Source organism: Larkinella terrae (genome assembly GCF_009668025.1).
GTDB lineage: Bacteria > Bacteroidota > Bacteroidia > Cytophagales > Spirosomataceae > Larkinella > Larkinella terrae.
The window spans coordinates 590274-616600 of the sequence record NZ_WJXZ01000001.1 but is presented as its reverse complement, the minus strand read 5'-3'; the positions used below and the strand labels follow the sequence as shown (position 1 = coordinate 616600).

The window sequence follows — 26327 nt, the reverse complement described above, 5'->3', positions numbered from 1 at the left end:
TTTTTACCGATTTCTTTACTTTGTAGTATATAAACTGTTACTAAAAACCGTTGATCGACGACTTATTGTTCCTATCACGCGCCCTGGAACTGGCCGAACGGGGCCGTGGGCACGTCAGCCCGAATCCGATGGTGGGCTGCGTCATTGTGCATAATCAGCGCATTATTGGCGAAGGCTGGCACCGGCAATATGGCGGCCCGCACGCCGAAGTTAACGCCATTCGGTCGGTGACCGATGAGTCGCTACTGCCCGAATCGACGGTTTATGTTACGCTGGAACCGTGTTCGCATTACGGCAAAACCCCGCCCTGCGCGGATTTGCTGATTGCCAAAAAGGTCAAAAAAGTGGTTGTCTGCAACGACGACCCCAATCCGCTGGTGGCGGGAAAAGGCTTAGCAAAATTGCGGGCCGCCGGGATTGAGGTAGAAACCGGTTTACTCGCGGATCAGGGCCGGGAACTGAACCGGCGGTTTTTCACCTTTATCGAACGGCAACGCCCGTATGTGATGCTGAAATGGGCCGAAACCGCCGACGGATTTATGGCCCCGCCCGATTTCCGGCCCATGCCGATCAGCGGAGCCTTGTCGCGGCAACTGGTGCACAAATGGCGGACCGAAGAAGATGCCATTCTGGTGGGAACCAACACCGCCCGGCACGATAATCCGCAGTTAAACGTGCGACTCTGGAACGGCCGCAATCCGGTGCGAATCGTGATCGATAAGTCCCTGCAATTGCCGCCATCGCTGCATCTTTTCGACGGTTCTCAATCAACCCTTGTCTATTCACTTGTGCCGCCGGAAACCGAAACCGTCGGCCAGACGACTTATGTTCAGCTGGATTCTGAAACGGATTTTCTTCCCCAACTTCTTGCTGATTTATACCAGAAAAAGATTCAGTCGGTGATTGTTGAAGGCGGTGCGGTTTTACTGGAAAGTTTTCTGAATCAGGGACTTTGGGACGAAGCGCGGGTCTTTAAAAGTCCGGTTGTGTTGGAAAAAGGGCTGGCGGCTCCGCCGATTCGGGGGCGACTGATCGATACGAACCGCGTAGGCGACGACTGGCTGATGACCTACAAACCGGTCTGAATCTCGCATCAGACAGCGCAAAAAACCGGTTTATCAGTAAGTGATGAACTAGTTGTTTTAAAACCGGGTGTTCAGGTCGAAACGGAGGGCTGGAATTGACCGCTTACCAACACCCGGGAAACCGCCAGATCCTGATTCAAAACCACCAGATTCGCGACAAAACCGGGCTGAATTTTTCCCAGTGAATCGCCCAGACCGATGATTTCGGCCGGAACCGTCGACGCCATGCGAAAAGCCTCGGCGGCATCCAGTCCAACGTGGTGGATGGAATTCTGAACGGCATTCAGCAACGTAATGGACGAACCGGCCAGCTTCCCTTCGTGATTCGTATACCGCCCGTTTTCGTACTGCAGCGTAAAATCCTCAAACGCGTAGGTCGGCTGGGGCGGGTTGGCAAAAATAGCGTCCGAAATCAGAAACAACCGTTCGCCCAGCACGCGTTTGGCCAGTCGGATCGCGGCCCAGTCGCAGTGAAAACCGTCGACAACAATGCTGGCCCGCACCGCCGGATGGTCAAAAATCGCCCCAACCACGCCCGGTTCGCGGCTTTCGAACGGACGCATGGCGTTGTAGAGATGCGTTCCCAGCGTAATGCCGTTCGCAAACGCTGCCGTGGCTTCCTGATACGTCGCATTGCTGTGCCCCAGCGAAAGCTGCGTCGAGGTGTTCGCCGTGCGGTCAATCAACCGCGCCAGTTGCTCCGGACTGAAAATTTCGGGAGCAATGGTCAAAATCCGGATCACATCGTGGCCTGCTTCAAACAGGATGTCCAGTTCCGCGTCGACAGGCAGCCGAACGTATTGAAGACTGTGAACGCCCCGCTTGATCGCGTTGACGTACGGCCCTTCCACGTGCAGGCCCAGCACGCCGTTCGGATTCGTTTGCCGAACCGCGCGAACGGCCGCAATAGCCTTCAGCATGACCTCCAGCGAGGTAGAATAGAGCGTCGGCAAAACCGATGTCGTCCCGTTTTTCAGATGCGTCTGGTAAATATGGGCGACCGTTTCGGCGGTTGGTAGTTCATTCAGGAAAAAATCGGAACCGCCATAAACCTGTAGATCGACAAAACCGGGAACCAGCCACTGTTCCTGCAAGTCAATTGGTTCAGAACCAGTTAATTCACCCGACGAAATTTCCTGAATCAGGCCGTTCGACACCCGAACCGATGTGTGTGTCAAAACGTCGGTTCCGGTAAAAACCGTCGCGTTCCGGAGTGTAAATTCCTGCATGATTTTCCTATAGATTCCAGATTTCCCAGGCTTTTTCGGCTTGCAGGTGCAGCATCGGCAACCCGTTGTGCGTGGTGGCTCCGTGTTCTCGGCCCTGCTGCAAAAACCGGGTTTCGGCCGGGTTGTAAACCAGGTCATACAACAGATGCCGGTGGGTCAGCATGCCGTACGGAATGGCCGGACTGGCTTCGGTGTTCGGATACGTTCCGACGGGTGAGGTGTTGACAATCAGGCGGTATTCTTCCAGAATTTCCGGACTGATGGCTTCGTAGGCCAGAGCGTCCGCGCTTTGCTGGCGGGAAATCAGCCGGTAGCGAATGTGCAGATCGGTGAGGGCCGTTGTGACGGCTTTGGCGGCTCCGCCGTTGCCAAGCACCAGTGCCTGAATCGTTTCCGGAACAATTTCGAGGGAGTTGAACCACTCTTCCAGCGACAAACGAAAACCGTAATAATCAGTGTTGTAGCCAATTTTCCGGCCATCCGGCAAAATCCGGATCGTATTCACCGCGCCAATGCGCCCGGCCGAAGCCGGATCGAGTTCATCCAGATAAGGAATAATGGCCTGTTTATGCGGAATGGTGACGTTCAGACCAACCAGATCGGGAATCGAAGCGATCAATTGCGGAAAAGCCGTTGGGTCGGGCAGCTCGAACAAATCGTACCGACTGTCGGGAATGCCTTCTTTCTCAAACTTTTCAGTGAAATATTTCTGGGAAAACGAGTGGGTAAGCGGATACCCAATCAGTCCGTAACGGCGCATAAAAAGGAAGAAATCGGTTGCCCAAAGCTACAACCAAAACCGATAAGGCCGCCAAAAAACCGATTAAATTGCGCCATTGATCACCACCGAAAAAATCGCATCCTGAATCCGGATGGTGTCGGGTCGGGAGCGACCGGGCGAATCACTGTCCGGGTCGATGACGAACGTAGCGTTCAAATGTCCTTCCACTTCGCGGCTGGTGGGGTTGTAGGCATCGATCGTCACTTCATTTTTTTCCGTTTTCGATGTATACAGATTGTAGCGATCGCCGGTAGTATTGTCGCCGACGCGCGTATAGACCCAGGCCGAAAGGGGCGTGCCGCTAATCGCATCCCAGCGGGTGGGTTGCAGGGAATAAGTACCGGGTTTAGCGGGTAATTGATTGATACTGAGCCATTGTACTTCGCCGTTGGTGTGGAACGTGCCGCATTCTTCCACCATGACGTTGATGCTGTCCCGATTGTAAAACGTGGCCGTTGAAGCCGCCGACCATTCCTGCTTGTTCTTCAAAGCCATGAAATTGCCACAGCCAGGCAGCTTAGGAATGCCAATCTTTTTGTTGTCGCAGTTGAGTAAAAGTCCAATCAAGGACACAAATAAAATATTTTTCATTCGTGGTGGTATGGGTGGAATATGCAAATCTAAGTACAGTGACCATTTAGACGGTACAATGGTTTAAAAGGTACACCAAAAAAATTATGCCGGTTGATAAAAAAACCGTCTGTCGGTTTTCCCGATTAAACTCGGATATTTGCAATCAGACTGTTGAATAGTTTATGTACAACCTGATATTATTTGACGATCCGACCATCCGCACGGCTTTATTGCCCTTCACCTTTACCCGGCCAGTGAGCGAAATACGGATTGGTATCTGGACCATTACGGAAAAATGGGTCAACCGACTTAAAACAACGCCTTCGTTTCTGACGGAGTTGTACCTGCAAATAAAATATGCCGTTCAACCAATTCACGACAGTTTTTTCGTAAACGGCGCAGTTTGCCCCACAAATGCCCTGATTGACGCTCTGAATGGTTTGCCGCCGGACGGTGCACTGGTAACGCCCGACGGACTGTTGCTGGCATTTCGCTCCGAGAAACCGCTGGAATCCGTTCCTTTGATCGGCGATGCGGTTTCGGTACGGGTTTTCGAAGAGCCGTTGACGATCATTAAAAGCCTGCCGGATATTTACGCCAGCAATGCCGATCAGATTCGGGCGGATTTTGAGTTTCTGACGGCGGGCCGCAGTTCGCAGCCCATCACCGATCCGCACACGCGCTGTTACGCTCCCGAAAACATCTTTGTGGAAGAGGGAGCGGTGATTCGGGCGGCCGTTCTGAATGCCGAAAATGGCCCGATTTACATTGGTAAAAATGCACTCATTCAGGAAGGTTCGGTGCTGCTCGGGCCGTTTGCCCTCTGCGACCACGCGACGGTCAACTGGGGCGGAAAAATGCGGAGCAACACCACGATCGGGCCTTATACGAAGGTAGGAGGAGAAATCAGCAATACGGTTTTTTTCGGTTACAGTAATAAAGGTCACGACGGTTTTCTGGGTAATTCGGTGATCGGCGAATGGTGTAACCTGGGCGCGAATACCAACAATTCCAACCTGAAAAACGATTATACCAACGTCAATTTATACAGCTATGCCACCGGCGGTTTTGAAAATACCGGGCGGTTATTCTGTGGTCTGATGATGGGTGACTACACGAAAGTGGGTATCAGCACGATGTTCAACACCGGTACGGTGGTGGGCGTCAATGTCAACGTGTTTGGGGGCGGGTTTCAGCCTAAATACATTCCGTCGTTTTCGTGGGGTGGTGGTGCTGAAGGCTTTACGGATTACCGGCTTGATAAAGCCCTGCAGGTGGCCCGCGAAACCATCGGTCGCCGGGGACTGGTTTTCGACGAAGTAGAGGAAGCTGTTTTGCGGGAAGTGCACCGGATCGAAGCCGGGCGCAGTAAAGGAGGAGAAGACGCGGGCAACTAACGGAAACTATGCAATTCAGCGAAATCATCGGGCACGAGGATACGAAGCGGGCATTGACGCGGGCCGTGCAAACCAACCACCTTGCCCACGCCCAGCTCTTTGACGGTCCGCCGGGCAGCGCGAATCTGGCACTGGCGCTGGCGTTTGCGACCTATATTAACTGCGAAGACCGGCAGGAAGGTCCGGATGGGCTGGCCGATTCCTGCGGTCGCTGCCCGTCCTGCACCAAAATGAACCGGCTGGTCCACCCGGATCTGTCGGTTGTTTTTCCGGTGGCGGGCAGCAAAGTCACCAGCGAAACGTTCATGGCCGACTGGCGCAAGTTTGTTACTCAGCACCCGTACCGTGTTCTGGACGAATGGCTGGCAGCCATTGGCATCAAACAGGGAAATATTCCGGTTGAGGAAGCCCGCGAGCTGGTGGGCAAACTGTCGCTGAAGGCCTACGAGGGCGAATACAAAATTGTGCTGATCTGGTGCGCCGAAAACCTGCACACCGCTACGGCCAACGCCTTGTTGAAATTGCTGGAAGAACCGCCCGCCCGAACGCTTTTTCTGTTGGTTACCAATCAGGCGGATAAACTGCTGATTACGATTTTATCCCGTACCCAGCGCGTGGCCGTGCAGGCGTTTACGGACGAGGAAGTGTCCACGCATTTGCGCCAGCACCTGAATGTGCCCGAAAAACTCGCCCGCCAGCTGGCGTATCTGGCCGACGGCAATCTGTCGGAAGCCATTCGGATGGCGGAAGAAGAACCCGAAAAAACCGAGGGCGAACCGGGCGCGGACCGGCACGGCTGGTTTGCGGAGTGGATGCGGTTTTGTTACCGCCAGGATTTGATTGCGCTCGTCAAACAGGCCGATCAGTTTGATGCCCTGGGGAAAGAAAAACAACGGGGCTTGCTCGACTACAGCCTGAGCCTCTGCCGGGATCTGTTTTTGTGGAAACACGGCGTCAACGAACTGTTGCGACTCCCCGATGAAGAACGTACGTTTGTGGAAAATTTTGGCAAAGTACTCGAACCCGAACACCTCGAAAGCATGGTTGGCCAGTTGAATGAAGCGGTTTTTCACATCGAACGAAACGTCCGGGCCAAAATGGTCATGATGGATTTGTCGCTCACCTTCAGTAGCTTGATTCGCAACGGGAAATGAAAACACCGACGCCAGCGGTTTCGCCCGAACGCCCTAAACAGGTGATCGGTTTTTCGGACCGGATCGATTTTCCGGATCTGGGCTGGACCGACGTGGAAGCCAAAATCGATACCGGTGCCTACACCTCCGCCCTACATTGTACCGACGTAAAGCTGGTGCCCAACGGCGACAGTTTCCGGCTGCGGTTTACGCTGATGGGGCCGCGAGGTCGAAAGAAAAAACAGTTTGTCACCGATTTATTTCAGTATAAAACCGTAAAAAATTCATTTGGTCAATCCGAAAAGCGGTTTGTGATTCAGACTCGCGTGCTGATTATGGGACGACTGATTCGGGCCGAATTTTCGCTGGCAAACCGCGGAACGATGCGCTTCCCGGTGTTGTTAGGTCGCAAACTATTGCGCAACAAATTTGTTGTTGACGTATCACTGCAAAACGTTTCGTACCAAATGAAACAACAGAGCCCGACTTCCTGACGTTGGTCAAAAGTTCGGGTTTGTTCTTCCCTGATTCTACACAAACGACTTTTCTTCCTTATTGATATGCGTATTGCTATTTTGTCGACCAATCCCGAATTATATTCGACGCAGCGATTGGTAGAAGCCGCCGGACAGCATGGCCATGAACCCGTTGTGATCGATCATTTGCGGTGTCAGGTCATGATCGAAGGCGGCAAACCGGAAGTTCTTTACAAAGGCCGTCCGCTGGAAGAAATTGACGCCATTGTCCCTCGGATTGGGGCTTCCGTGACGGATTACGGCTGTGCGGTGGTTCGGCAGTTTGAGATGATGAAAGTCTTTACGACGGCTCGTTCCCAGGCCATTACCCGGTCGCGGAATAAACTGCGGAGTTTGCAGGTGCTGTCGAAAGCGGGGGTAGGGCTGCCCAAAACCGTATTTGCCAAACATCCCAAAGATGTCGATCAACTGATTGAACTGGTGGGCGGGCCGCCGGTGGTGATCAAACTGCTCGAAGGCACGCAGGGAATGGGCGTGGTGCTGGCCGAAACCGCCAAAACTGCTAAGTCAACGATTGAAGCTTTTTACGGTTTGAAGGCCAACGTCCTGATCCAGGAGTACATTGCCGAGGCCAAAGGGGCCGATATCCGGGCGTTCGTGGTGGGCGGCAGGGTGGTGGGTGCCATGAAGCGGCAGGGAAAAGAAGGCGAATTTCGCTCGAACCTGCACCGGGGTGGCAGCGGCAAATCGGTGGTGCTGTCGTCTGACGAAGAATGGACGGCGGTGAATGCCGCCAAAGCCCTCGGCTTGCGGGTGGCGGGTGTCGACATGCTGCAATCCCAGCGCGGGCCGCTGGTGCTGGAAGTCAACTCCTCGCCGGGGCTGGAAGGCATCGAAAAAACGACCGGCATCGACATCGCCGGTCAGATTGTTGAATTTATCGAAGAGAAAATTCCTACGGACGAAAACGATACGGTGGGAGTGTAAACCCTGACAGCGCCGGGCCGTCGCTACGGTCGAAGCCCCTGTCAGCGGTGAAATTCACGTGTTGCCCTCAGCCGCTAACAGCGGTTTTGTGCAAGCAGGGCTGACAGTCATGGGCAGGACATTTGTAATTCTATTTTGCCTTTAGTTCTATATTTGAAGCTGGCGTTCCCCAAATTCCCAGCTTGGCACAAAGCCCAAAACCGCTACCTGCAAGGCAAGGAACTGACACCTAAAAAGCAACCATTACGATTTATTTACAACAGAATTCACTTTTTGCCAAATGACAAATACTTCTATCAGTTATTGAAACAGCTTTGCACCATTAAGTTATTTTAAAAATAATAAAATGGTAAAGACGGTTTTAGTAACGGGAGCTTCGGCAGGAATTGGAAAAGCAACTGCAATTTATCTGGCTCAAAACGGCTATAATGTTTACGGTGCAGCACGTAGAATAGAGAAAATGCAGGACTTAAAAACACACGGCATAAAACCAATTTCTCTGGACCTTAGCAAAGAAGAGAGCCTTGTTGCTTGTGTTAATCAAATTATTAAAGAAGCAGGAAGCATTGATATTTTAATTAACAATGCAGGTTCGGGCTATTATGGAGCTTTAGAAGATATGCCAATCTCTGACGCAAAATATCAGTTGGAAGTAAATGTTTTCGCCGTAGCTCGTTTGATACAATTAGTGTTGCCGGTTATGAGAAAAAACAACTACGGAAAAATTGTAAACATTTCATCAGTTGGTGGTAAGGTAACATTGCCAATGGGCGTATGGTATCACGCAAGTAAATTCGCCATCGAAGGATTGAGCGATGCGCTTCGTAAAGAAGTTAAGTCGTTTGGTATTGATGTAATTGTGATTGAGCCAGGCGGAACAAAATCGGAAATGACAGGTCTTGGAACTGAATATTTGAACCGGGTTTCGGGCAATACGGTCTATACCCATTTGGCAAAAGGCGTAAGTAAAATGTATGCGGAAACTGCAAAAAATGCGTCAGACCCAATTGTTATCGCAAAACTCATCAAAGAAGGAATTGAAGCAAATAACCCCAAAACAAGATATGTCGGTGCTTCCGGAGCTAAACTCATGCTATTTTTGAGAAAACTTCTATCTGATAAAGTGTTTGACAAATTGATAATGAGCCAAATGAAATAAAATTATGGAAGCATTAATCAATTATATATTGCAGTTCGGGAATTTGAATAAACAGCAAATTGAATTTATTACAAGTAAAGCAACAGAATTAAAGCTTCGTAAAGACGATTATTTTTCGGAAGCGGGCAAAATCGCAAAACAAGTTGGGTTTATTTTAGATGGAATTATTCGGGTTTGTTATTACAACAATAAAGGCGAGGAGATTACCAATTATTTTATTGAGGAAAATAATTTTGTTGTGGACTTGGATAGCTTTGATAACGAAATTTCATCAGCAGGCTATGTACAAGCTATCGAGGATTGTAAGCTCATTGTATTTTCCAAATACAGTTGGGAAGAAATTGCGAACACAATTGTGGGTTGGGAAGGTATTGTGAACAAAATCGTAAAAAAATCTTTAATCCAAAAAATAGAAAGAAGAAGCCCTTTGGTTTCAGAAGATGCGATTACACGCTATCTGGCGTTTATGGAAAAATACCCAAAACTTATAAATCGCATTCCACTTTCTTATTTGGCTTCGTATTTAGGCGTTACTCAATCTTCATTAAGTAGAATAAGAAAAAATGTACGTTAACTGTACTGGTCAAGACTTAATCTGAGAAATGGCGTAAACTTGTTTCACCCTTTCGCAGATCAAGTTACGATGACTTCGCAAGATAAGATCATCAAAAACAAGCTGGCCGTCCTCAAACTCGCTCAAACATTGAGCAGCGTTTTTCCCTACCAACCCCGCTTGCCTTTTCGTTGGTCGGCAAGCAATTCTTGAATAACTTGCCGCCTTTATTTTTGATACGGTTTTTAAAGGGTATTTCAACCCATGAACATAAAAATTGGAACGCGCGGCAGCAAGCTGGCGCTTTGGCAGGCGTATTACATTCAGGGGTTGCTGAAAACCGCCAACGTGGATTCGGAACTGGTGCTGATTGAAACCAAAGGCGATCAGATTCTGGATCGTTCCCTGTCGAAGATTGGCAGCAAGGGCGTTTTTACGCAGGAACTGGAAGACCAGCTTCGGGCCGGAACCATCGATATTGCCGTGCACAGCGCCAAAGACCTGCAATCGTCATTGCCCGACGATCTGTCCATTATTGCCTTTACGGAACGCGAACGGGTGAATGACGTGCTGGTGAGCCACGACAAAGGCCTGTCGCTGACGGGTGGCCGTGAATTTGTGGTCGGCACCTCGTCGACGCGCCGGGTGGCCATGCTGAAGCATTTTTGTCCGCACATCACAACCGTCGACATGCGGGGCAATCTCCAGACCCGGTTGCGCAAACTGGAAGAAGGCCAGTGCGATGCGCTACTGCTGGCGTATGCGGGCGTTCACCGGATGGAATACGACGACCTGATTGCCGAGCACCTGCCGGTTCAGGATTTTACGCCCGCCGTGGGGCAGGGCAGCGTAGCCATCGAAGCTGCGGCCAGCTTGCCGATCGATAAACTGAATATGGTTCGCCAGCTCACCAATCACGAACCGACCGAAGCCTGTCTGAAGGCCGAGCGGGCGTTTTTACGCCGGTTGGAAGGCGGTTGCAGCATACCGGTTTTTGGCCTGGCGACCCTGGAAAACGACGGGTTGACGCTGACGGGTGGCGTGGTTCGGCTGGACGGCAGCGAGTTGCTGCGCGACCGGTTTAGCGGTCCGCTGGCGGATGCCGAGCAAATTGGCCACGATCTGGCCGAAAGTATTTTAGCCAAAGGCGGGGATGAAATCTTGCGTGCGGTTCGACAAAACTTGTAACTTGTCGGCCAGACCATCCTCCAACCATGATTAAAATTGCTCAGACTGAAGCCGACATTCAACGCTGCATTCCCGCTATGCTGGCCCTGCGTCCGCACCTGACCGCAGAAAAAGCGCTGGAACAGATTGTGTTCATGCAGAAAAATGACCGGTATGTCGTGGCTTACGTCGATAATTCCGATCGGAATCCGGCCGAAACCGTGGCGCCTGCCGCTATTGGCTACCGGTATATGAATCTGCTTTTTAGCGGAAAAACCCTCTACATCGATGATTTATCAACCCTGCCCGACCAGCGCGGCAACGGCTACGCCAGCCAACTGCTCGATTTTGTGATTGACGAAGCCCGAAAAGCGGGTTGCAGTGTGGTAACGCTTGATTCCGGCCACAATCCGCAGCGGTACGACGCCCACCGCCTGTACCTCAACAAGCGGTTTAACATTGTCAGTCACCACTTTGCGTTGAAATTGTAATTCAGACAAGAGAGGATAGACAGGAGAAAAAAGAGAAAACTCGAATCATTATGCGGATCTGTATTCTGCTCATTGCCCTGCTGATTGCCGCGCCGGTTCTGGCGAAGAAACCGTCCAAACGGAAGGATTATCTGGTGACGATCAATACGGATTTCGGAATCATGCGGCTGATTTTGTATGACCAGACGCCGAAACACAAGGAGAATTTCATCAAGCTGACAAAAGAGAAGTTTTACGACGGGTTGCTGTTTCACCGGATCATTCAGAATTTTATGATTCAGGGCGGAGATCCGGAGTCGCGGACGGCCAAAGCGGACCAGATGCTGGGCAATGGTGACGTGGGCTACACGATTCCGGCGGAGTTTGTTCCTGAATTATTCCACAAAAAAGGAGCGCTGGCGGCTGCCCGTAACAACAATCCCGAAAAAGCGTCGAGCGGCTGTCAGTTTTACGTGGTGCAGGGCCGGGTCTGGAACGACGAGGATTTTCAGAAACAGACCGAACGGATCGCGCAGATGAAAGGACGTCAGCCAACCGAAGCTCAGGAGCAGGTGTATAAAACACTAGGCGGAACTCCACATCTAGACGGTAACTACACGGTTTTTGGCGAGGTTATTGATGGATTAGCTGTGGTGGACAGCATTGCCAAACAGCCCGCCAACCCGCTCAATCGCCCCAATAAAGACCTGCGCATGACGGTTTCGGGCGAGTGGATGAAAAAAAAGAAGATTACGAAACAGTTTGGATATACCTACCAAAAGTGAAGATAGGGGCTCATCGCATATGAAAAAACGCATTCTCATTACGGGTTCCAACGGTCTGCTGGGACAGAAATTAGTCGATTTGCTGACTCAGAAACCGGGTATTGACCTGGTTGCCACGGCGCGCGGGGCCAATCGGCTGCCAAATTCCGACGGGTATCGCTACGAGTCGATGGACATTACCAATCGTCAGCAGGTGCTGGATGTGGTTGGCGAGACCAAACCGGACGTCATTATTCACACAGCGGCCATGACCAACGTGGACCAGTGCGAGTCGGAAAAAGATGCGTGCTGGGCGCAGAACGTGCGGGCTGTTGAGTATCTGGTGGAAGCCAGCCGCATAAATAGTACGTTTCTGGTCCACGTTTCGACGGATTTTATTTTCGACGGCGCCAGCGGCCCTTATACCGAAGAGGCCGACGCCAATCCGATCAGTTTCTACGGCTGGAGCAAATATGCCGCCGAAAAAGCCGTTATTCATTCAGGTATCAAATGGGCCATTGCCCGGACGGTTCTGGTTTACGGCATTGCCCACGACATGAGTCGCACCAATATTATTCTGTGGGTGAAAAAGTCGCTGGAAGACGGAAAAACCATTAAAGTGGTCACCGATCAATGGCGTACGCCGACGCTGGCCGAAGATCTGGCATTGGGCTGCTGGCTCATTGCGGATCAGGAAGCGGAAGGAATTTTTAATATTTCCGGCAAAGACTTTTTGACGCCCTACGAAATGGCCATGCAGACCGCCGATTTCTTCCAGCTCGACAAGTCGCTCATCACCCAGGCCGATTCGTCGACCTTTTCGCAACCGGCCCGACGGCCTCCGCGCACCGGTTTCGTTTTGGACAAACCACGTCGCGTGCTGGGGTATGAACCGAAAAGTTTTGAAGAAGGAATTGCGGTTCTGGCCGCGCAGCTATAGGGGCAGAGGGGCAAGGGCAGAGGGTTGGCTGACGCGTTCTAATTTTGCGAAGCAACCCTCTGCCCCATGCTCTTACCCCTCTGCCCCATCGCCCAAAAACTAAACCCCTGACCCGTTATGAAACCGATCCTGTTTTTTGCACTTTTCTGTTTTTCAATGAACTGCCTGGCGCAGTTACCTGCTTCCGGAACGAAAGTGAGCGGGCCGATTACGACAAAAAAGGGCCTTGTGTTGAAAGCGGGTGATAAAGTGCGGTTTGGCGCGGGCGGTTTGTCGTCGGGCGGGTATCAGCACATTTATACGTCGTTCGAGAAGTTTGGTCAGAAAACCGCCGGTCTGGAAGAAGGGTACAGTTACAAATACGCCCAGATCAAAGAGTTTCGGGAAGTCGGAACCGGCGATGAGAAACGTTACGTCGCGCTGGTGCGGCCCAAAGGCGGGATCAGCGTAAACCTCCGCGCGATCGACCTGGAACCGGCGATCGCGGCCAAAGAGATCATTTCCATCAATGATGTCGCGATCAGTAAACTGATTTCAAAAAAAACCATTTAAGCGGTTTTCACTGAACCGCCTGATGAAAAGCCAGCCACGACCGGTCGAGCAATTGCCGGACGCGCTGCCAGTCGGCTTCAGTCATCCGGTCGTTGCGGGCATCGCGGTAAAGCATGGCTTCGGTGCGAAACCGGGCATACGCTCGGAATCGGTCCGCGGGCAGATGATACAGCAAACCGGCTTCTTCGGCGAGTAAGCGTTCCCAGTCGGCGGGTGTAAACCGGTCTTTTTCCCGACGCACAATCCACCATTCCAGCTCAAGCCGGGCTGTTTTTGGTACGTCAAAACGCGTTTGGCTCAGCTCATTCAGGTAGGTGAAATACCGTTCCAGTTCCGGGAGCGCCTGATTATATTCGTTCCGGTTTCGCCCGTCTTTAAAAACAAAAGCGGCTTTTCCGGCCCGGTACGCAATGGCAAACGACCGCCAGAACGGTGCGCCGTATTGCGACCGCATCACCTCCGCTAACTGAAAAAACAATTTCACCGGACGCCGATCATAGTAGGAACGCCACATGTCGGCGTCCAGCCGCGCTACTTCGCGGGCGTCGAACTGCCGGTGGTCGGTGGGTTTGTCGATCGTAAAATCAACCACAATCCAGGCGATGAGCAGCAGCAATGTGGTGACGGCGGTTTGTTTCAGCGATACGTTCATACGGGCGGTTTCCTGATCGCATTATATACTGCATTGGCGGGCCGACAGATGTTGCAGCCCCGTAAAATTGTATAACCGGTTTTTAAAATGACCGTTCAAATGACCAACCACAAAAAAAGTCGGCCGAGAGAAACTCTTGGCCGACTTCAATAAAGCAAACTCAAAATTAAAGATTCGTAGCCGTTGGCTCAGCGGGATTTCCCGGTTGCGCGGGCTCGGATTTGTCCTCCCAGCGACGGCCAAAACCGCGTCGGCCGGGGCCGCAGCCGCCTTTCCATTGTTCTTTCATTTTTTGCTTGAACTCCTTTCGTTCTTCGGGCGTCATGTTCTGCCAGCGATTCGACAGTTTCTCGCGCCAGAAGGCTCCTTCAGGGTGCATGTGGGGACCACCGCCCCAGCCACCGCCACCCCACCGGCGGCCACCCCAGCCTCCGCGAAAACCGACCAGAATCCGGCTCAGCAGCAACAGACCTAAAGCTTGTCCGAATGTGATAACCGGTCCGGCGAATAAAGCCGGGATGAGCCAGTTCCAGAGACTCGATACGGCCCAGCCAGCCGCCAGTATAAAAACCAAGGCGAATAGAATACCGCCAACTACGCGTTTAATCCAAAAGCGTTTCATTTTCATTGAATGGTTGTAATGGTTTGATGGTTGAATGGTTCGTTTTCAACCGTTATTGTTCAATCGTTTTTTCGGTTTTTGACTCATTCGGTGACTTGTCGTAGGGTTGGCAAACGGCCGCGTGATGGCGATCAAAACCGGGATGGCCGCGCCAGTGTCCGCCGTGCGCCCCACCGAAACCAAAACCGCCCACCAGCAGTCGGGTTAGGAACAAAAGTCCCAGTGCCTGCACAAACCGTATTTTCGGGCCGTTAAAAACCGCAGGCACCAGCCAGTTCCAAAGCCGCATGACGACCAGCGTTACTAGAAAAAAGAGGCCGATGCCGAGGGCCAGAAAGCCCAATCCTTTTAAAATCCACATGAATTCCATAGTACTTGATGTTTAGTTAGTGATCCAGTCTTCGTATAAGTCCCGCAGGCGCTCCCGGAGGTACAAAACCGCGTAGCGTTTGCGCGACAGCAGCGTGTTGATCGGAATACCGGTTTCGTCGGCCATGTCGCGGAAACTTTGCCCATCCAGTTCGTGCCGGACAAATACCTCGCGCTGATCGTCGGGCAGTTCCGAAACCGCTTCCATGACGGCTTCCATAATCGCTTCCCGCATCAGCACCTCGTCGGCGGATGCGTCGCTGGCGGGCAGTAAACCCGCCATCAGCAGCGGTTCGCCATCGTCGTCGGCATAACCCGCGTATTGATCCTCGAGCGAAACCGTCCGTTTTTTCCGGTACCAGTCGATAATTTTCCGACGCGCCACCGCAAACAGCCAGCCAGCCAGGTGTTCGATGGGCTGGGTGAGCGGCTCCGTCGGCGAGGGCAACTGCGTGCGCCGGTCAATTTCGGCCCAGTCCATCAGCACATCCTGCAGGAGGTCTTCGGCATCCTCGCGCGTCGGGAGCCGTCGACGGATAAAATCCAGCAGGCGGGGACGTTCGCGCTGAACCATCCCGGCCGCCCCGTCGGGTTGCCGTGCGTCGGGAGCGGAACGGTCGGTTCCTTCCGGATTGATGGAGGCTGATAGCGCAACGTTTCTCATACATTAGGGAAGTCGGATGAAAACAGCGGATATTGTACGGGCAGTGCCCAAACCGTAAAAAAAGGGATGAAGGGTGGAATGGGGAGGATGGAAGGGGAGGATTGACGATAGACCATTGACGATTGACCGCCGACCATCGTCAATGGTCTATCGTCAGCCGTCAATGGTCAGCGGTCAATCGTCGGTGGTCAATCATCCCCTCATTATTTATTGCGAAACCTACCAAACACCGTACAAATAGCCGATCGTTTGAGTATATTTGTCATGGATAATTCCGTTACTTTATTGAATCTCACTAATCTTTTACGTAATAATATGAACAGAAGAGATGCCTTGATGCGGGTTGCGGCCTTGATGGGGACCACCCTGGCGCTGCCTGCACTCGCGGATACGCTCGAAGCATCGGCCACGAAGCGGGCGTTTAGCGGAAAGCCTCTGTTGTTTACGGCCGACCAGGATACGATGGTCGCTGAAATGACCGAAGTCATTATCCCCACGACCAGTACCCCCGGTGCAAAAGCCGCCAAAGTCAATGAAATCATTGATATCATCCTGAAAGACTGTTACCCGCAAAAAGATCAGAAGACGTTTCTGGACGGACTGGCACATACCAACGAACTGAGTCAGGCGGCCTACAGCAAAAATTTCGTCGCGCTCGACACGACTCAGAAGAACGACATCATGACGAAGCTCCAGGCCGAGGCCGCCGAACAGCGGAAAGCCATGGCTTCGATGCCGGCAGACAAACGGACGACTCCTTTCTTCAACACCCTGAAAACACTGACGCTGAATGGGTACTTTACCTCGGAAATCGGTGCTACCCAGGCGTTGTCGTACATCGCCGTTCCGGGCCGGTTCCAGGGGTGCGTTGATCTGAAACCGGGCCAGAAAGCCTGGGCAACCTAAAAATGAACAATTAACAATGAATAATGAAAGAGAAAGTCATTAGTCATTGGGTCGCGCGTGCGGCAGCTTGTTCATTATTAATTGTTCATTATTCATTCCAAGTAACATGTATCTCAACATAGATAGTATAAAAGCCACTACCTACGACGCCATTGTGGTTGGATCGGGGATCAGCGGGGGGTGGGCCGCGAAGGAGTTGACCGAAAAGGGGTTGAAAGTCCTGATGCTCGAACGGGGCGAAGACATTAAACACATTGAAGGGTACAAAACCGCCATGACCGACCCCTGGGGTTTTCCGCACCGGGGACGGGTGACGTCCGAAATCGCGGAGGAACAGGCGGTGCAGGCCCGGACAGGATATACGGTTTCGGAAGCTACCAGTTACCTGTTTGTGAACGATAAAGAAAATCCGTACCTGGAAGACAAACGTTTCGACTGGATGCGGGGCTACCACACGGGCGGTCGCTCGCTGATGTGGGGACGCCAGAGCTACCGGCTGGGCGATCTGGATTTTGAAGCAAACGCCAAAGAAGGCGTCGGCGCCGACTGGCCGATTCGGTACAAGGACATTGCGCCCTGGTACGATCACGTGGAGAAATTCATCGGCGTCAGCGGTTCGCGCGACGGCCTGATGCAGTTGCCCGACGGCCAGTTCCAGCCACCCATGGAGATGTACTGCCTCGAAAAACACGTTAAGGGCGAAGTTGAGAAAAAATTCAAGGAGCGGACGATCACGATTGGCCGCGTTGCCCACATCACCAAGGCCACTCCGCAGCAAACCGCTCTGGGCCGGGCGCAGTGCCAGTACCGGAACCTCTGCAGCCGGGGTTGTCCGTTCGGCGCGTACTTCAGCACGCAGTCGGCAACCTTACCGGCGGCTATGAAAACCAAGAATCTGACGCTTCGGCCGCACTCGATCGTAACGTCCCTGATTTACGACGATGCGAAGAAAAAAGCGACGGGCGTGCGCGTCCTCGATCAGTTGACGAAAGAAGAACTGACGTTCAACGCCAAAATTATCTTCCTGTGTGCGTCGTCGATGGCGTCGACCTACATTTTGATGAACTCGATTTCCAGCCGCTTCCCGAACGGGTTGGGCAACGACAGTGGCGTTTTGGGCCACTACGTGCTGGATCACCACTTCCGGGCGGGCGCCAGTGGCGTTTACGAAGGCTTTGGCGACAAATATTATTACGGACGGCGGGCCAACGGTATTTATGTGCCGCGCTACCGCAACCTGCCCGGTCAGCAAAAACGCGATTACCTGCGCGGTTTTGGCTACCAGGGGGGCGCATCGCGACTGAACTGGGGTCGGGGAACGGCTACCGAAGGGTTCGGCGCTTCGTTCAAGGACGAGCTGACCAAACCGGGTCCGTGGACGATGAACCTCGGCGGTTTTGGCGAATGTCTGCCGTACTTCGAAAACAAGGTCGTGATCGACAAATCGAAAACCGATAAATACGGTTTGCCGGTTTTGCGTTTCGATGCCGAGTTCAAAGATAACGAAATGCGGATGCGGAAAGACATGATCAACGATGCGGCCGAGATGCTCGAAGCAGCTGGTTTGAAGAACATTACTAAAAACGACAACGGTTCGTGGCCGGGTCTGGGCATCCACGAGATGGGAACCATCCGGATGGGCAACGACCCGAAACAGTCGGTTTTGAATAAATTCAACCAAGTTCATTCGGTGAAGAACGTGTTCAACACCGACGGCGGTTTTATGGTGTCGTCGTCCTGCGTCAATCCCTCGCTGACCTACATGGCCATGACCGCCCGCGCGGCCAACTACGCCGTGCAGGAACTGAAGCGGCAAAATCTGTAAAAGAGTTGAAAGTTAAGAGTGAAGAGTTTAGAATTACGCGTTGATTGCCCAATGCTTGGCAACTCGTAATTCTAAACTCTTCACTCTTAACTTTTAATTATATTTGTGCAACCCTTTCGGTATCAGGCCTGTCATGACTTTCGGAGCATGGTCTCGACGATAGTATGATTAAATTCGGATTTTATAGAACCGTAGTTGCGGGATTACTTCTGGGCACAGTTGCTTGCGACCGGATCGGCCAGGATATGGCACCCGGACAAGGCGAAGTGGATACCGAAGAGATCGAATATTACACCCTACCCGACCAGCAGGTGGCCATTGATCTGACGTCGATATCCGGCCTTAGCGCAGTAACCACGCTGTACATGACCCAATCTCCCCGGCTTGGTAATGCAAAATTCAACGGCAGCGGTTTGCTGGTCTACACTCCGCACTCCACCTTTGTCGTCGGCGAAGACCAGTTTGCCGTCAGTACGGGCAATACGAATAAATTAGCCAAATCGTTTCGGATCAACATGGCGCCCGACAGCGCGCAGATTCCCTGTAATGCCGGGCCGATCCCGGATTATTACCGCATTCCGGAAAACCAGTCCCTGACGATGGACGTGTTGAAGAACGACCGGTTTTGCGACGCAACGGTCGATCTGGGCAGTCTCGAAGTACAGCAGCAACCGGAAAATGGCAAGGTAACCGTCGAAAACGGGAAAGTATTGTATACGCCGAATGCCGGTTTTAACGGCTTTGATTTCTTCTTTTATAAAGTAAAAGCGGTTTTCCCGCAGAAAAACCGCACGTTTCTGTCGCCGGTTAAAATTGCCGTCGGCGATCCTTTCAAAGACTGTAAAATCCTTTTGAAGGACGAGGAAGTGTACTGGAAGCAGTGGTTCATTACGGATTCGCTGCGGATTCCGGTTCTGGCCAACGACCAACTTTGCAAATCCCGGCCCGATCTGCCGGTTACGATCAGCAAGGCTCCCACAAAAGGTACGGCGAAAATTTCGAAGAACAACATCGTTACCTATTACCCGACCAATGGGTTCACCGGTAACGACGAGTTTACGTACAAGCGCTGCGAGAACGGCGATTGCCTGGAGGCAACCGCCCATATTTCGATTAACACGCCGGATGCGACCTGTGAACTAACGGCCCGCAACGACAAAGGGCAGGTTTCGGCGGCTACACTTTCGCCGGACCCCAAAAAGCGGATGATTTTTATCTATCCGCTCGGAAACGATGCGGTTTGTGCACCCCTGCGGAGCATAAATATTACCGACAAACCCGCAGGGATTGATCTGGAAGTTTGGCCCAACGGGGTGATTCTATATCGGCCGCCCGTTAATTACACCGGAGAATTTCAATTTAAATATGAGCTGACGGACGTGAAGAATAATAAATCTTCGGCGACGGTGAGTCTTGCCATAAAATAAATTACGAAATACGTATTGGTTCGGTCTGTGGAAAAGCCGTAATTCGTAAAAACACCGTCGATCCTTTAGAAAACACTTGTCTGAAATAGAATTGTTGCGGGCATGCCAACGCCACGATGCGCGGGCTCAAACGGCTTTGTACGAACGTCACAAAAGCCGGATGATGGGCCTTTGCCGTCGCTATGCCCATTCGCGCCCGGAAGCGGAAGATATGTTTCAGGAAGGATTTATTCGCATCTTTCAACAAATACACACCATTGAGCAACCCGAACGGCTGCTGAACTGGATGAAACGGGTGATGGTCAATACGGCCATCAACTGGTACCACAAACACTACCACGAACAATCGGAAACGGACTACGAAGAAGCCTGGGAAACCAGCAATACCGACCACAACGACATTCTGGCCCGGATTTCAACCGAGGAGCTACTGATGCTGGTTCAGGAATTGGCCGATGGCTATCGGATGGTCTTTAACCTGTACGTCATCGACGGCTACACGCATCTGGAAATCTCCCAGATGATGGGCATTTCGGAAGGAACCTCGAAGTCGCAACTGGCTCGGGCCAAAGAAGTTTTAAAGCAAAAATTGAAAAAAATGGGTATTGTCAGTTATGGCAACTATTGATGATGAATGGGAAAGTCTCTTCCGGAACCGGCTCGAAAACTACGACTCGGAACCGAACGAAGACGCCCTGGAACGTATTTTAAAGGGAGCTAATCCGCCACCGGTCGCCAAACCGGGTGGTAACTGGGGCAACCGGTTCGGCTGGGGGCTGAGTGTGCTGGCAATTTTGGGTGTGCTTACCTTTGGCGTCTGGCAGTATAAGACGTTGTCGGCCCATACGCCCGGCAAATCAGCGGCAGTTTCGGCGGTTACGGCAAAAAACGAGACGGCGCAGGCAGCGGTTACGGTCGGCCCTGCCGATGCCGGACGAGTGGCGAATCTGGTTAGTTCCTCTAAAAAACACACGCTCCCGATCCCGGCGGAGAAAACCGGTGTTCCACTGGCCAAACGACCGGCCGTTGAAAAGGGGACTTTTGCCGGTTTAACGGGTCATCAAACGCAAAAACCGGTTTTCTCGAAATCAAAACCGGGCGTAGCTGATCCGCAAGCAACGGATTACCTGTCACTAATTGAAAAAACGAATCAATCAAACGAAAAACCGTATCGTGCCGATGAAGTAACCTTTACTATCAACCAAGTGCCCCATTTACCCCAAACTGAAACCGCACCGGAACTCGTAAAACCGGTGTTGACCTGGAATTACATTGCGGGAAAAACCGCGAAGCTTGCGTTTCCTGTTAATGCTCTGCCCACGATCATTGCTCCCGTGGACGATTTTGTCGCCAGGGACCTGGCACCGGTTATCGAACCGGAACGCCGGGCCGTAAAACCGTCTTTTTTTACCAGTCTGATGCCGTTATACACGTTTCGGCAGGTGACGCCCATGCAACATGATAACGTCGTGGTGGAGAAAATCCGCCCGTCAAAATCGCTGTCGGCACGGAAGGGGTACCGGTTTGAAGCCGGTGTGGAATTTCCATTAACGAAGAAATTTGGATTGCGGGTCGGGGCAACGTATCAGAAGTTGCAGCAGGAAATGACGTATTCGGCCCGGGCGCTGCGGTCGGATTCGTCGCGGGTGGAATGGGTGGATCCTCAAACCATCAAGTTGACGCCTTTGTATAAATCGGAAGAGCGCCACGTAAAAAATACCTGGCAATATGTGGCCCTGAGCGCCGAAGGGCGGTTGCAACTGAACCCGGGTCAGGTGACGGGTTTGCGGCATTATATTGCAGCAGGCGGGAGCATCGGGTATTTGATGAGTGGTCATTCCAAAGAACGCTGGCAACCTTTTTTGCAGGCTTCCTACGGAATCGAGCGCCAGTTGACCGACAGATTACGGTTGCAGATTGAGCCGGGAATTGTTTATAATCTGAGCGCAATCAACGATAATTCGCGCTGTTTCAGCGTCCGCCCCTACAGCTATGGCCTGGTTGTCGGACTGCGTTGGCAACCTTAAATATGAACAAACCGTCGTCCCGCTGGCTCATAAATTTAAATTTTTCCTGAACAACTTTAGGAAAGGCCGAGTTAGTTTTATAATTGGTTCAATTAGACAACCATCATAAAACAAAACTCAACGATGAAAAAGGTAGTGATGATGGGGGCTATGTTAGTGGCGGTTGCCCTCTCCGCCAAAGCGCAAAACCCAACCGGCTCGACCGGTTCGACAGGATCCACAACGACGGTAGATCCGCAAACACAGACGACCAATCCGCAAACGCAGGGCGTCAACAGCCAGTCAACGGGTACGACAGGAAGTACCGGAACGACTAGTTATCCGCAGGGACAATCGACTTTAGGGACGCAAAATCCTACCGGTTCAACGGCTAACCCACAGATGCAGCAATCAGGTACGACCGGCACCACCGGCTCGACTACCTTCCCACAGAACCAAACTCAGCAAGGGCAGATGGGGCAGCAGGGTCAGATGAACCGTGAACGCCGTTCAACCGATCCAACTTCGAATCAAACCGACACCGTTCAGGGTTCAACGTCAAGCAATCCGACGATGAACCAGTCCGGAACGAACATGAATAAGAATGATCGGAAAAACCGGCGCAACAGAAACCGGAACGACTCAACGATGAAGCGGGATACGCTTTAAGACAATTAATAGAGAATCAGTTAGGTAATCTATGAAAAGCAGTCATCAATCGATGTCTGCTTTTTTTTCTCATCAGATCATGAAAAAGCTACTGATTGCCAGCCTGATCGGAATTTCAGCGTCCGGCTTTGCGGGACCGGTTTCTGATCGACTTGTAGCTGCTCCGACGGTACAAACCGCTCTGCAGCAGGATTCGACGAAACAGAAAGAGAAAATTAAAATGGACGACCGGATGCGCCGGGGGCAGATCGAAGACCGGCGCCCGACGGGTGACCCGAATCCGAAGAAACCCCGGCCTGATTCGCTCCGGCGGGGCGGTGCCATGAAAGTAGATACCGTTCGTCATTAAAATCAGAAAACCTTCCGGCCCGGAAGGTTTTCTGATTTTAAGGCACGCTGGCCGGATTATGGTATTACCGTCAGGTTCGTCACGACGTAGCCATGGGATAAGGTCCGGAGCAAAACTTCGGCGGCATTGAACCGGTTGTTACCGGTCAGCATGGACGAACCGGCGTATTGGTACGGTTTTCCAAAGGCTGAAAAGCCTGCAGAACCTTTTCGGCCTGAAATTTTAGATTCTGCGAGTAAACGGGCGAAGCATCTTCCTTACGGAATGGTAAACCCGTTCCTGATGACGCTGCTTCCCCAAAGTCACCGCTTCTTCTGGTTAGTGCTCTTTTTTATTGCTCCTGGACTCATAGTTGGGCAGAAAAAACCCGATGATCCGAAAACCGTCCGGGAACTGCAAACGGCCATTGAAACTGTCCTGAAAGAAACGGGAACACCAGCCGTGGGCGTAGCTCTGGTTCATGGCGATAGTCTGGTTTGGGTAGCGGGCCTGGGCCGGGCAAACCGGCAAACGAATGCGAAGGCTACCGAAAAGACGATGTTTCGGATCGGTTCGGTTTCCAAAATGTTCGTCTCGCTGGCCATTTTGAAATTGCAGGAGGAAGGGCGCATTAGCCTGCAAGACAAGGTTCGGGACCTGGTGCCGGAAATTGAATTTACGAATCCCTGGGAAAAAACCGCTCCGGTTCTCGTCGGCCATCTGCTCGAACATACGACGGGCTGGGACGATCTGCACCTGACCGAATACGCCCTGAACGATCCCAAAACCACCTTGAAGCAGGGCCTTGATTATCATCCCCATTCGCGCATTTCGCGCTGGATGCCGGGTACGCACATGGCTTACTGCAACGCCGGACCGCCCGTAGCCGCTTACATCATTGAAAAAATAACCGGTCAACCCTTCGAGAATTATATTCAGAAGCAGTTTTTTGACCCAATGGGCATGGAAAACATGACCTATTTTGCTTCCGAAAAATACCGGCAACGGGGCGTCACGCTTTACATTGACAACAAACCGCAACCGTATTGGAATCTCATTATGCGACCTTCCGGCTCGATCAATGCCTCGCCCGAAGACATGGCCCGGATGCTGCGGTTTTTCATCAACCGGGGGCGGGTCGACAGTCTGCAGCTCCTGAGTGAAGCTTCGTTAAAACGCATGGAAACCCCCTCGACCTCGTCGGGCGCTCAGGCCGGGCTGGAATACGGCTACGGGTTAGCCAACTATTCAAGCCCGCACAAAGGCTTCGTCTATCGATCGCATAGTGGGGGAATGAATGGCGGTTTAACGGACTTTGCGTATCTCCCGGCGCACCGGCTTGGCTACGCAGTTATGATCAACTCGAGCGACGGAAACGCCCTGCACCGCATTACCAATCTGATCCGGAATTTTCAGACCAGCCACCTCCGCGCCGATTCAATCCGCCGGGGCCGGGCCGTTCATGCCCGCGAAATAGCGATTTCCGGTTATTACGTTCCCATCAATCCCCGCATCGAGACGACGTATTACCTGGAGCGGATTACGAACGTAAAACACATCTGGAACACCGGCGATTTCGTCTTTATCGGGGGCGTTTGGGGGAGCGGGGCCGAAACCCATCTGGCCATCAACGATACGCAGTACGTAGCGAAGGAAACCGGCAAAATCAGTCTGGTGCAGGTCAACGATCCGATTGCGGGAGCGGTTTTGCACGCGGGTAGTCAGGTGTTGATGCGGGTTTCGCCTTTAATCGCATTTGGGCAGCTTATTCTGGGAATCGGCTGGATGATTTACCTGCTGGGCTCGATCGTTTTTGGCAGTATCTGGATGGTTCAGTACTGGCGGGGAAAAATGTTCAGCAGAGCTACGGTCAGTCTGCTTTTTTGGCCTTTAGCCGCCAGTCTGCTGTTTCTGCTATCGCAGATAATGGGAATGGTTGGCAGCAAAGACGTCTTCGAACTGATGGGAAAGATCAGTTATGTATCGGTATCAGTTATGCTGTTGTCCATCGGTTTTGGCCTGGCGTCCGCGGGCTCAGTCATCAATCTGATTATCAAACGAAAGGCAAAAATCAATCGGACTATTTACTGGCAACTGGCCATTTTATCGACTCTTCATTTTCTGGTGACCTGTTACCTGCTTTCGTATGGGATGATTGGGGTTCGGACCTGGAATTAACGAGCGACTTTTTGAAATACTATTGACCCAATAGAACCACCATGCAAACCCATTTTCTGAAGTTGATTGTCCTGAGCGGTTTTCTTTTTCAGGCCGTAACCGGATACAGCCAGCCGCCCGGTTTTAATTACGACGAAGACAAGGTTCCACCGTATACCTTGCCCGACCCGCTTGTAACTTCTGCTGGAAAACAGGTGACGACGGCCCGCCAGTGGGCGGGCGTCCGACGCCCGGAATTGCTGAAACTGTTTGCCGAACAGGTTTACGGAAAAACGCCCGAACGTCGGCTGAAGACCCGTTACGAAGTCCGATCGGTGGATTCGTCGGCGCTGGGCGGAACGGCCATTCGCAAACAGGTTTCCATTGTCTGGACCGAATACCCGGATTTGCCTTCGCTGGATCTTTTACTTTATGTGCCGAAAAACCGCCCAGATGCCGGAAAACCGCCGGTTTTTGTTGGCCTGAACTACATGGGAAACCACAGCATCAGCACCGAACCCGGCATTGCGCTTTCGACCCGCTGGTTGCCCAACCGGCCCGACGGTAAAGTGGTGAACAACCGGGCGACGGAAGCCGCACGCGGGGTGCAGATGTCCCGCTGGCCGCTGGAACTCATTGTGTCAAAAGGTTACAGCGTGGCGACTGCCTATTACGGCGATCTGGAACCGGATCATGCGGAGGGCTGGAAAACCGGTATTCGTTCCGTACTCGATCCGCCCACGAATCAGAAAAAGGACGGCTGGCAGGCCATCGGCGTCTGGGCGTGGGGCATGAGCCGGATGCTGGATTACCTGGAAACCGACAGTTCGGTGGATGCCAGACGGGCGATTGTCGTCGGGCATTCGCGGCAGGGAAAAGCCGCTCTGTGGGCCGGAGCGCAGGATTTGCGCTTTGCGGCTGTGATTGCCAACGAATCGGGGGAAGGTGGCGCAACCTTGTCGAAACGGGTTTTTGGCGAAACCATCGAACGAATCAATACCACGTTTCCATACTGGTTTTGCCTGCAATACCGCACTTATAACGGCAAACCCGAAGCCCTGCCGTTCGATCAGCATGAATTGCTGGCCCTGATTGCACCCCGCCCGCTGTACGTCGCGAGTGCGCAGGGCGACCAATGGGCCGATCCCAAAGGCGAGTTTCTCAGTGCGCAGAAAACCGATCCGGTTTATCAATTATACGGTAAAAAAGGAATCGGTTCGGGCGATTGGCCGCCGATCCACCAACCCGTCGGCGAAACCGTTCGCTACCACATCCGGGCCGGCGAACACGATGTCAAGCGTTACGACTGGGAGCAATTCATCAACTTTGCGGATAAGAATTTCAAGAGACGTTAGATTGACGATTGACGATTGACCATTGACCATTGACCATTGACCATCGACATAGATTGACAGTCTATCGACGATGGTCAATGG

The 26327-nt window shown here is 52.3% G+C and carries 28 protein-coding genes; 21 read left to right on the top strand and 7 right to left on the bottom strand.

All coding sequences use genetic code 11. From position 1 onward, the window contains the following. The first annotated feature begins 65 nt into the window (after nucleotides 1-65). Nucleotides 66-1085 (top strand): bifunctional diaminohydroxyphosphoribosylaminopyrimidine deaminase/5-amino-6-(5-phosphoribosylamino)uracil reductase RibD, encoded by a 1020-nt coding sequence (gene ribD / locus GJJ30_RS02540; protein ID WP_229312911.1) that lies wholly within the window; start codon nucleotides 66-68, stop codon nucleotides 1083-1085. Between the two features lie 71 nt (nucleotides 1086-1156). Here ribD and nagA read toward each other — a convergent pair whose 3' ends face one another. From nagA to GJJ30_RS02525, 3 genes are all read right to left on the bottom strand, one after another. Next, the gene (gene nagA, locus GJJ30_RS02535) at nucleotides 1157-2314 is read right to left on the bottom strand and encodes an N-acetylglucosamine-6-phosphate deacetylase (protein WP_154172813.1); all 1158 of its coding nucleotides are present in this window, start codon (nucleotides 2312-2314) and stop codon (nucleotides 1157-1159) included. A 7-nt stretch (nucleotides 2315-2321) separates the two neighbouring features. Then, nucleotides 2322-3074 (bottom strand): shikimate dehydrogenase family protein, encoded by a 753-nt coding sequence (locus GJJ30_RS02530; RefSeq protein WP_154172811.1) that lies wholly within the window; start codon nucleotides 3072-3074, stop codon nucleotides 2322-2324. A gap of 63 nt (nucleotides 3075-3137) precedes the next feature. Further along, nucleotides 3138-3686 (bottom strand): hypothetical protein, encoded by a 549-nt coding sequence (locus GJJ30_RS02525; RefSeq protein ID WP_154172809.1) that lies wholly within the window; start codon nucleotides 3684-3686, stop codon nucleotides 3138-3140. A 164-nt stretch (nucleotides 3687-3850) separates the two neighbouring features. Here GJJ30_RS02525 and GJJ30_RS02520 point away from each other — a divergent pair, with 164 nt between their 5' ends. The 11 genes from GJJ30_RS02520 to GJJ30_RS02470 all read left to right on the top strand — a co-directional run bounded on the left by GJJ30_RS02520 (nucleotide 3851) and on the right by GJJ30_RS02470 (nucleotide 13266). After that, nucleotides 3851-5065, top strand: coding sequence for a putative sugar nucleotidyl transferase (locus GJJ30_RS02520; protein WP_154172807.1), 1215 nt, complete (start codon nucleotides 3851-3853; stop codon nucleotides 5063-5065). 8 nt (nucleotides 5066-5073) lie between these two features. Next, complete coding sequence (locus tag GJJ30_RS02515; protein WP_154172805.1) at nucleotides 5074-6219, top strand: DNA polymerase III subunit; 1146 nt, start codon at nucleotides 5074-5076, stop codon at nucleotides 6217-6219. Beyond that, nucleotides 6216-6692 carry an ATP-dependent zinc protease family protein gene (locus tag GJJ30_RS02510; RefSeq protein WP_154172802.1) on the top strand — a complete coding sequence of 159 codons (477 nt, stop codon included), beginning with the start codon at nucleotides 6216-6218 and terminating at the stop codon, nucleotides 6690-6692. Before GJJ30_RS02515 ends, GJJ30_RS02510 begins: the two co-directional genes overlap by 4 nt. A gap of 66 nt (nucleotides 6693-6758) precedes the next feature. Then, nucleotides 6759-7661 carry a 30S ribosomal protein S6--L-glutamate ligase gene (gene rimK / locus GJJ30_RS02505; RefSeq protein WP_154172800.1) on the top strand — a complete coding sequence of 301 codons (903 nt, stop codon included), beginning with the start codon at nucleotides 6759-6761 and terminating at the stop codon, nucleotides 7659-7661. 346 nt (nucleotides 7662-8007) lie between these two features. After that, on the top strand, nucleotides 8008-8820 hold the full coding sequence (locus tag GJJ30_RS02500) for an oxidoreductase (RefSeq protein ID WP_154172798.1): 813 nt from the start codon (nucleotides 8008-8010) through the stop codon (nucleotides 8818-8820). A gap of 4 nt (nucleotides 8821-8824) precedes the next feature. Continuing rightward, nucleotides 8825-9394 (top strand): Crp/Fnr family transcriptional regulator, encoded by a 570-nt coding sequence (locus GJJ30_RS02495; protein WP_154172796.1) that lies wholly within the window; start codon nucleotides 8825-8827, stop codon nucleotides 9392-9394. 243 nt (nucleotides 9395-9637) lie between these two features. After that, nucleotides 9638-10561, top strand: a complete 924-nt coding sequence (hemC, locus tag GJJ30_RS02490; RefSeq protein WP_154172794.1) for a hydroxymethylbilane synthase — start codon at nucleotides 9638-9640, stop codon at nucleotides 10559-10561. Nucleotides 10562-10587: 26 nt separating this feature from the next. After that, on the top strand, nucleotides 10588-11031 hold the full coding sequence (locus GJJ30_RS02485; RefSeq protein ID WP_154172792.1) for a GNAT family N-acetyltransferase: 444 nt from the start codon (nucleotides 10588-10590) through the stop codon (nucleotides 11029-11031). Between the two features lie 50 nt (nucleotides 11032-11081). Continuing rightward, nucleotides 11082-11795, top strand: coding sequence for a peptidylprolyl isomerase (locus GJJ30_RS02480; protein ID WP_154172790.1), 714 nt, complete (start codon nucleotides 11082-11084; stop codon nucleotides 11793-11795). A gap of 19 nt (nucleotides 11796-11814) precedes the next feature. Continuing rightward, entirely contained in the window at nucleotides 11815-12714 is a 900-nt protein-coding gene (locus tag GJJ30_RS02475; RefSeq protein WP_154172788.1) for an SDR family oxidoreductase, read from the top strand. 117 nt (nucleotides 12715-12831) lie between these two features. After that, on the top strand, nucleotides 12832-13266 hold the full coding sequence (locus GJJ30_RS02470) for a hypothetical protein (RefSeq protein ID WP_154172786.1): 435 nt from the start codon (nucleotides 12832-12834) through the stop codon (nucleotides 13264-13266). Between the two features lie 7 nt (nucleotides 13267-13273). Here the strand turns inward: GJJ30_RS02470 and GJJ30_RS02465 are convergent, their stop codons facing one another. From GJJ30_RS02465 to GJJ30_RS02450, 4 genes are all read right to left on the bottom strand, one after another. Next, on the bottom strand, nucleotides 13274-13918 hold the full coding sequence (locus tag GJJ30_RS02465; RefSeq protein ID WP_154172784.1) for a hypothetical protein: 645 nt from the start codon (nucleotides 13916-13918) through the stop codon (nucleotides 13274-13276). Nucleotides 13919-14084: 166 nt separating this feature from the next. After that, nucleotides 14085-14540, bottom strand: a complete 456-nt coding sequence (locus GJJ30_RS02460; protein ID WP_205880520.1) for an HMG-box domain-containing protein — start codon at nucleotides 14538-14540, stop codon at nucleotides 14085-14087. Nucleotides 14541-14592: 52 nt separating this feature from the next. Next, nucleotides 14593-14910 carry a hypothetical protein gene (locus GJJ30_RS02455; RefSeq protein ID WP_154172782.1) on the bottom strand — a complete coding sequence of 106 codons (318 nt, stop codon included), beginning with the start codon at nucleotides 14908-14910 and terminating at the stop codon, nucleotides 14593-14595. Between the two features lie 12 nt (nucleotides 14911-14922). Further along, nucleotides 14923-15573 (bottom strand): RNA polymerase sigma factor, encoded by a 651-nt coding sequence (locus tag GJJ30_RS02450; RefSeq protein WP_154172780.1) that lies wholly within the window; start codon nucleotides 15571-15573, stop codon nucleotides 14923-14925. 315 nt (nucleotides 15574-15888) lie between these two features. Here GJJ30_RS02450 and GJJ30_RS02445 point away from each other — a divergent pair, with 315 nt between their 5' ends. From GJJ30_RS02445 to GJJ30_RS02405, 9 genes are all read left to right on the top strand, one after another. Next, complete coding sequence (locus GJJ30_RS02445; RefSeq protein WP_205880519.1) at nucleotides 15889-16479, top strand: gluconate 2-dehydrogenase subunit 3 family protein; 591 nt, start codon at nucleotides 15889-15891, stop codon at nucleotides 16477-16479. A 106-nt stretch (nucleotides 16480-16585) separates the two neighbouring features. Beyond that, nucleotides 16586-18304, top strand: a complete 1719-nt coding sequence (locus GJJ30_RS02440; RefSeq protein ID WP_154172778.1) for a GMC oxidoreductase — start codon at nucleotides 16586-16588, stop codon at nucleotides 18302-18304. A 245-nt stretch (nucleotides 18305-18549) separates the two neighbouring features. Further along, complete coding sequence (locus tag GJJ30_RS02435) at nucleotides 18550-19731, top strand: Ig-like domain-containing protein (RefSeq protein WP_170299102.1); 1182 nt, start codon at nucleotides 18550-18552, stop codon at nucleotides 19729-19731. 76 nt (nucleotides 19732-19807) lie between these two features. Continuing rightward, nucleotides 19808-20359: an RNA polymerase sigma factor gene (locus GJJ30_RS02430; protein WP_154172774.1), complete on the top strand. Its 552-nt coding sequence runs from the start codon at nucleotides 19808-19810 to the stop codon at nucleotides 20357-20359. After that, nucleotides 20346-21758, top strand: coding sequence for a hypothetical protein (locus tag GJJ30_RS02425; RefSeq protein ID WP_154172772.1), 1413 nt, complete (start codon nucleotides 20346-20348; stop codon nucleotides 21756-21758). Before GJJ30_RS02430 ends, GJJ30_RS02425 begins: the two co-directional genes overlap by 14 nt. Nucleotides 21759-21881: 123 nt before the next feature. Beyond that, a complete protein-coding gene (locus GJJ30_RS02420; RefSeq protein ID WP_154172770.1) occupies nucleotides 21882-22406 on the top strand; it encodes a hypothetical protein in 525 nt (174 codons plus the stop codon). A gap of 79 nt (nucleotides 22407-22485) precedes the next feature. Next, nucleotides 22486-22755: a hypothetical protein gene (locus GJJ30_RS02415; protein ID WP_154172768.1), complete on the top strand. Its 270-nt coding sequence runs from the start codon at nucleotides 22486-22488 to the stop codon at nucleotides 22753-22755. A 264-nt stretch (nucleotides 22756-23019) separates the two neighbouring features. Then, the gene (locus GJJ30_RS02410) at nucleotides 23020-24912 is read left to right on the top strand and encodes a serine hydrolase domain-containing protein (RefSeq protein WP_170299101.1); all 1893 of its coding nucleotides are present in this window, start codon (nucleotides 23020-23022) and stop codon (nucleotides 24910-24912) included. A gap of 41 nt (nucleotides 24913-24953) precedes the next feature. Continuing rightward, nucleotides 24954-26246, top strand: a complete 1293-nt coding sequence (locus GJJ30_RS02405) for a glucuronyl esterase domain-containing protein (protein WP_154172764.1) — start codon at nucleotides 24954-24956, stop codon at nucleotides 26244-26246. Nucleotides 26247-26327 lie beyond the last annotated feature (81 nt).

What these genes read in the sequence shown, in the direction of transcription:
- nagA (WP_154172813.1), bottom strand. Translation starts at nt 2,314, where the DNA reads ATGCAGGAATTTACACTCCGGAACGCGACGGTTTTTACCGGAACCGAC.
- GJJ30_RS02530 (WP_154172811.1), bottom strand. Translation starts at nt 3,074, where the DNA reads ATGCGCCGTTACGGACTGATTGGGTATCCGCTTACCCACTCGTTTTCC.
- GJJ30_RS02525 (WP_154172809.1), bottom strand. Translation starts at nt 3,686, where the DNA reads ATGAAAAATATTTTATTTGTGTCCTTGATTGGACTTTTACTCAACTGC.
- GJJ30_RS02520 (WP_154172807.1), top strand. Translation starts at nt 3,851, where the DNA reads ATGTACAACCTGATATTATTTGACGATCCGACCATCCGCACGGCTTTA.
- GJJ30_RS02515 (WP_154172805.1), top strand. Translation starts at nt 5,074, where the DNA reads ATGCAATTCAGCGAAATCATCGGGCACGAGGATACGAAGCGGGCATTG.
- GJJ30_RS02510 (WP_154172802.1), top strand. Translation starts at nt 6,216, where the DNA reads ATGAAAACACCGACGCCAGCGGTTTCGCCCGAACGCCCTAAACAGGTG.
- rimK (WP_154172800.1), top strand. Translation starts at nt 6,759, where the DNA reads ATGCGTATTGCTATTTTGTCGACCAATCCCGAATTATATTCGACGCAG.
- GJJ30_RS02500 (WP_154172798.1), top strand. Translation starts at nt 8,008, where the DNA reads ATGGTAAAGACGGTTTTAGTAACGGGAGCTTCGGCAGGAATTGGAAAA.
- GJJ30_RS02495 (WP_154172796.1), top strand. Translation starts at nt 8,825, where the DNA reads ATGGAAGCATTAATCAATTATATATTGCAGTTCGGGAATTTGAATAAA.
- hemC (WP_154172794.1), top strand. Translation starts at nt 9,638, where the DNA reads ATGAACATAAAAATTGGAACGCGCGGCAGCAAGCTGGCGCTTTGGCAG.
- GJJ30_RS02485 (WP_154172792.1), top strand. Translation starts at nt 10,588, where the DNA reads ATGATTAAAATTGCTCAGACTGAAGCCGACATTCAACGCTGCATTCCC.
- GJJ30_RS02480 (WP_154172790.1), top strand. Translation starts at nt 11,082, where the DNA reads ATGCGGATCTGTATTCTGCTCATTGCCCTGCTGATTGCCGCGCCGGTT.
- GJJ30_RS02475 (WP_154172788.1), top strand. Translation starts at nt 11,815, where the DNA reads ATGAAAAAACGCATTCTCATTACGGGTTCCAACGGTCTGCTGGGACAG.
- GJJ30_RS02470 (WP_154172786.1), top strand. Translation starts at nt 12,832, where the DNA reads ATGAAACCGATCCTGTTTTTTGCACTTTTCTGTTTTTCAATGAACTGC.
- GJJ30_RS02465 (WP_154172784.1), bottom strand. Translation starts at nt 13,918, where the DNA reads ATGAACGTATCGCTGAAACAAACCGCCGTCACCACATTGCTGCTGCTC.
- GJJ30_RS02460 (WP_205880520.1), bottom strand. Translation starts at nt 14,540, where the DNA reads ATGAAACGCTTTTGGATTAAACGCGTAGTTGGCGGTATTCTATTCGCC.
- GJJ30_RS02455 (WP_154172782.1), bottom strand. Translation starts at nt 14,910, where the DNA reads ATGGAATTCATGTGGATTTTAAAAGGATTGGGCTTTCTGGCCCTCGGC.
- GJJ30_RS02450 (WP_154172780.1), bottom strand. Translation starts at nt 15,573, where the DNA reads ATGAGAAACGTTGCGCTATCAGCCTCCATCAATCCGGAAGGAACCGAC.
- GJJ30_RS02445 (WP_205880519.1), top strand. Translation starts at nt 15,889, where the DNA reads ATGAACAGAAGAGATGCCTTGATGCGGGTTGCGGCCTTGATGGGGACC.
- GJJ30_RS02440 (WP_154172778.1), top strand. Translation starts at nt 16,586, where the DNA reads ATGTATCTCAACATAGATAGTATAAAAGCCACTACCTACGACGCCATT.
- GJJ30_RS02435 (WP_170299102.1), top strand. Translation starts at nt 18,550, where the DNA reads ATGGCACCCGGACAAGGCGAAGTGGATACCGAAGAGATCGAATATTAC.
- GJJ30_RS02425 (WP_154172772.1), top strand. Translation starts at nt 20,346, where the DNA reads ATGGCAACTATTGATGATGAATGGGAAAGTCTCTTCCGGAACCGGCTC.
- GJJ30_RS02420 (WP_154172770.1), top strand. Translation starts at nt 21,882, where the DNA reads ATGAAAAAGGTAGTGATGATGGGGGCTATGTTAGTGGCGGTTGCCCTC.
- GJJ30_RS02415 (WP_154172768.1), top strand. Translation starts at nt 22,486, where the DNA reads ATGAAAAAGCTACTGATTGCCAGCCTGATCGGAATTTCAGCGTCCGGC.
- GJJ30_RS02410 (WP_170299101.1), top strand. Translation starts at nt 23,020, where the DNA reads ATGGTAAACCCGTTCCTGATGACGCTGCTTCCCCAAAGTCACCGCTTC.
- GJJ30_RS02405 (WP_154172764.1), top strand. Translation starts at nt 24,954, where the DNA reads ATGCAAACCCATTTTCTGAAGTTGATTGTCCTGAGCGGTTTTCTTTTT.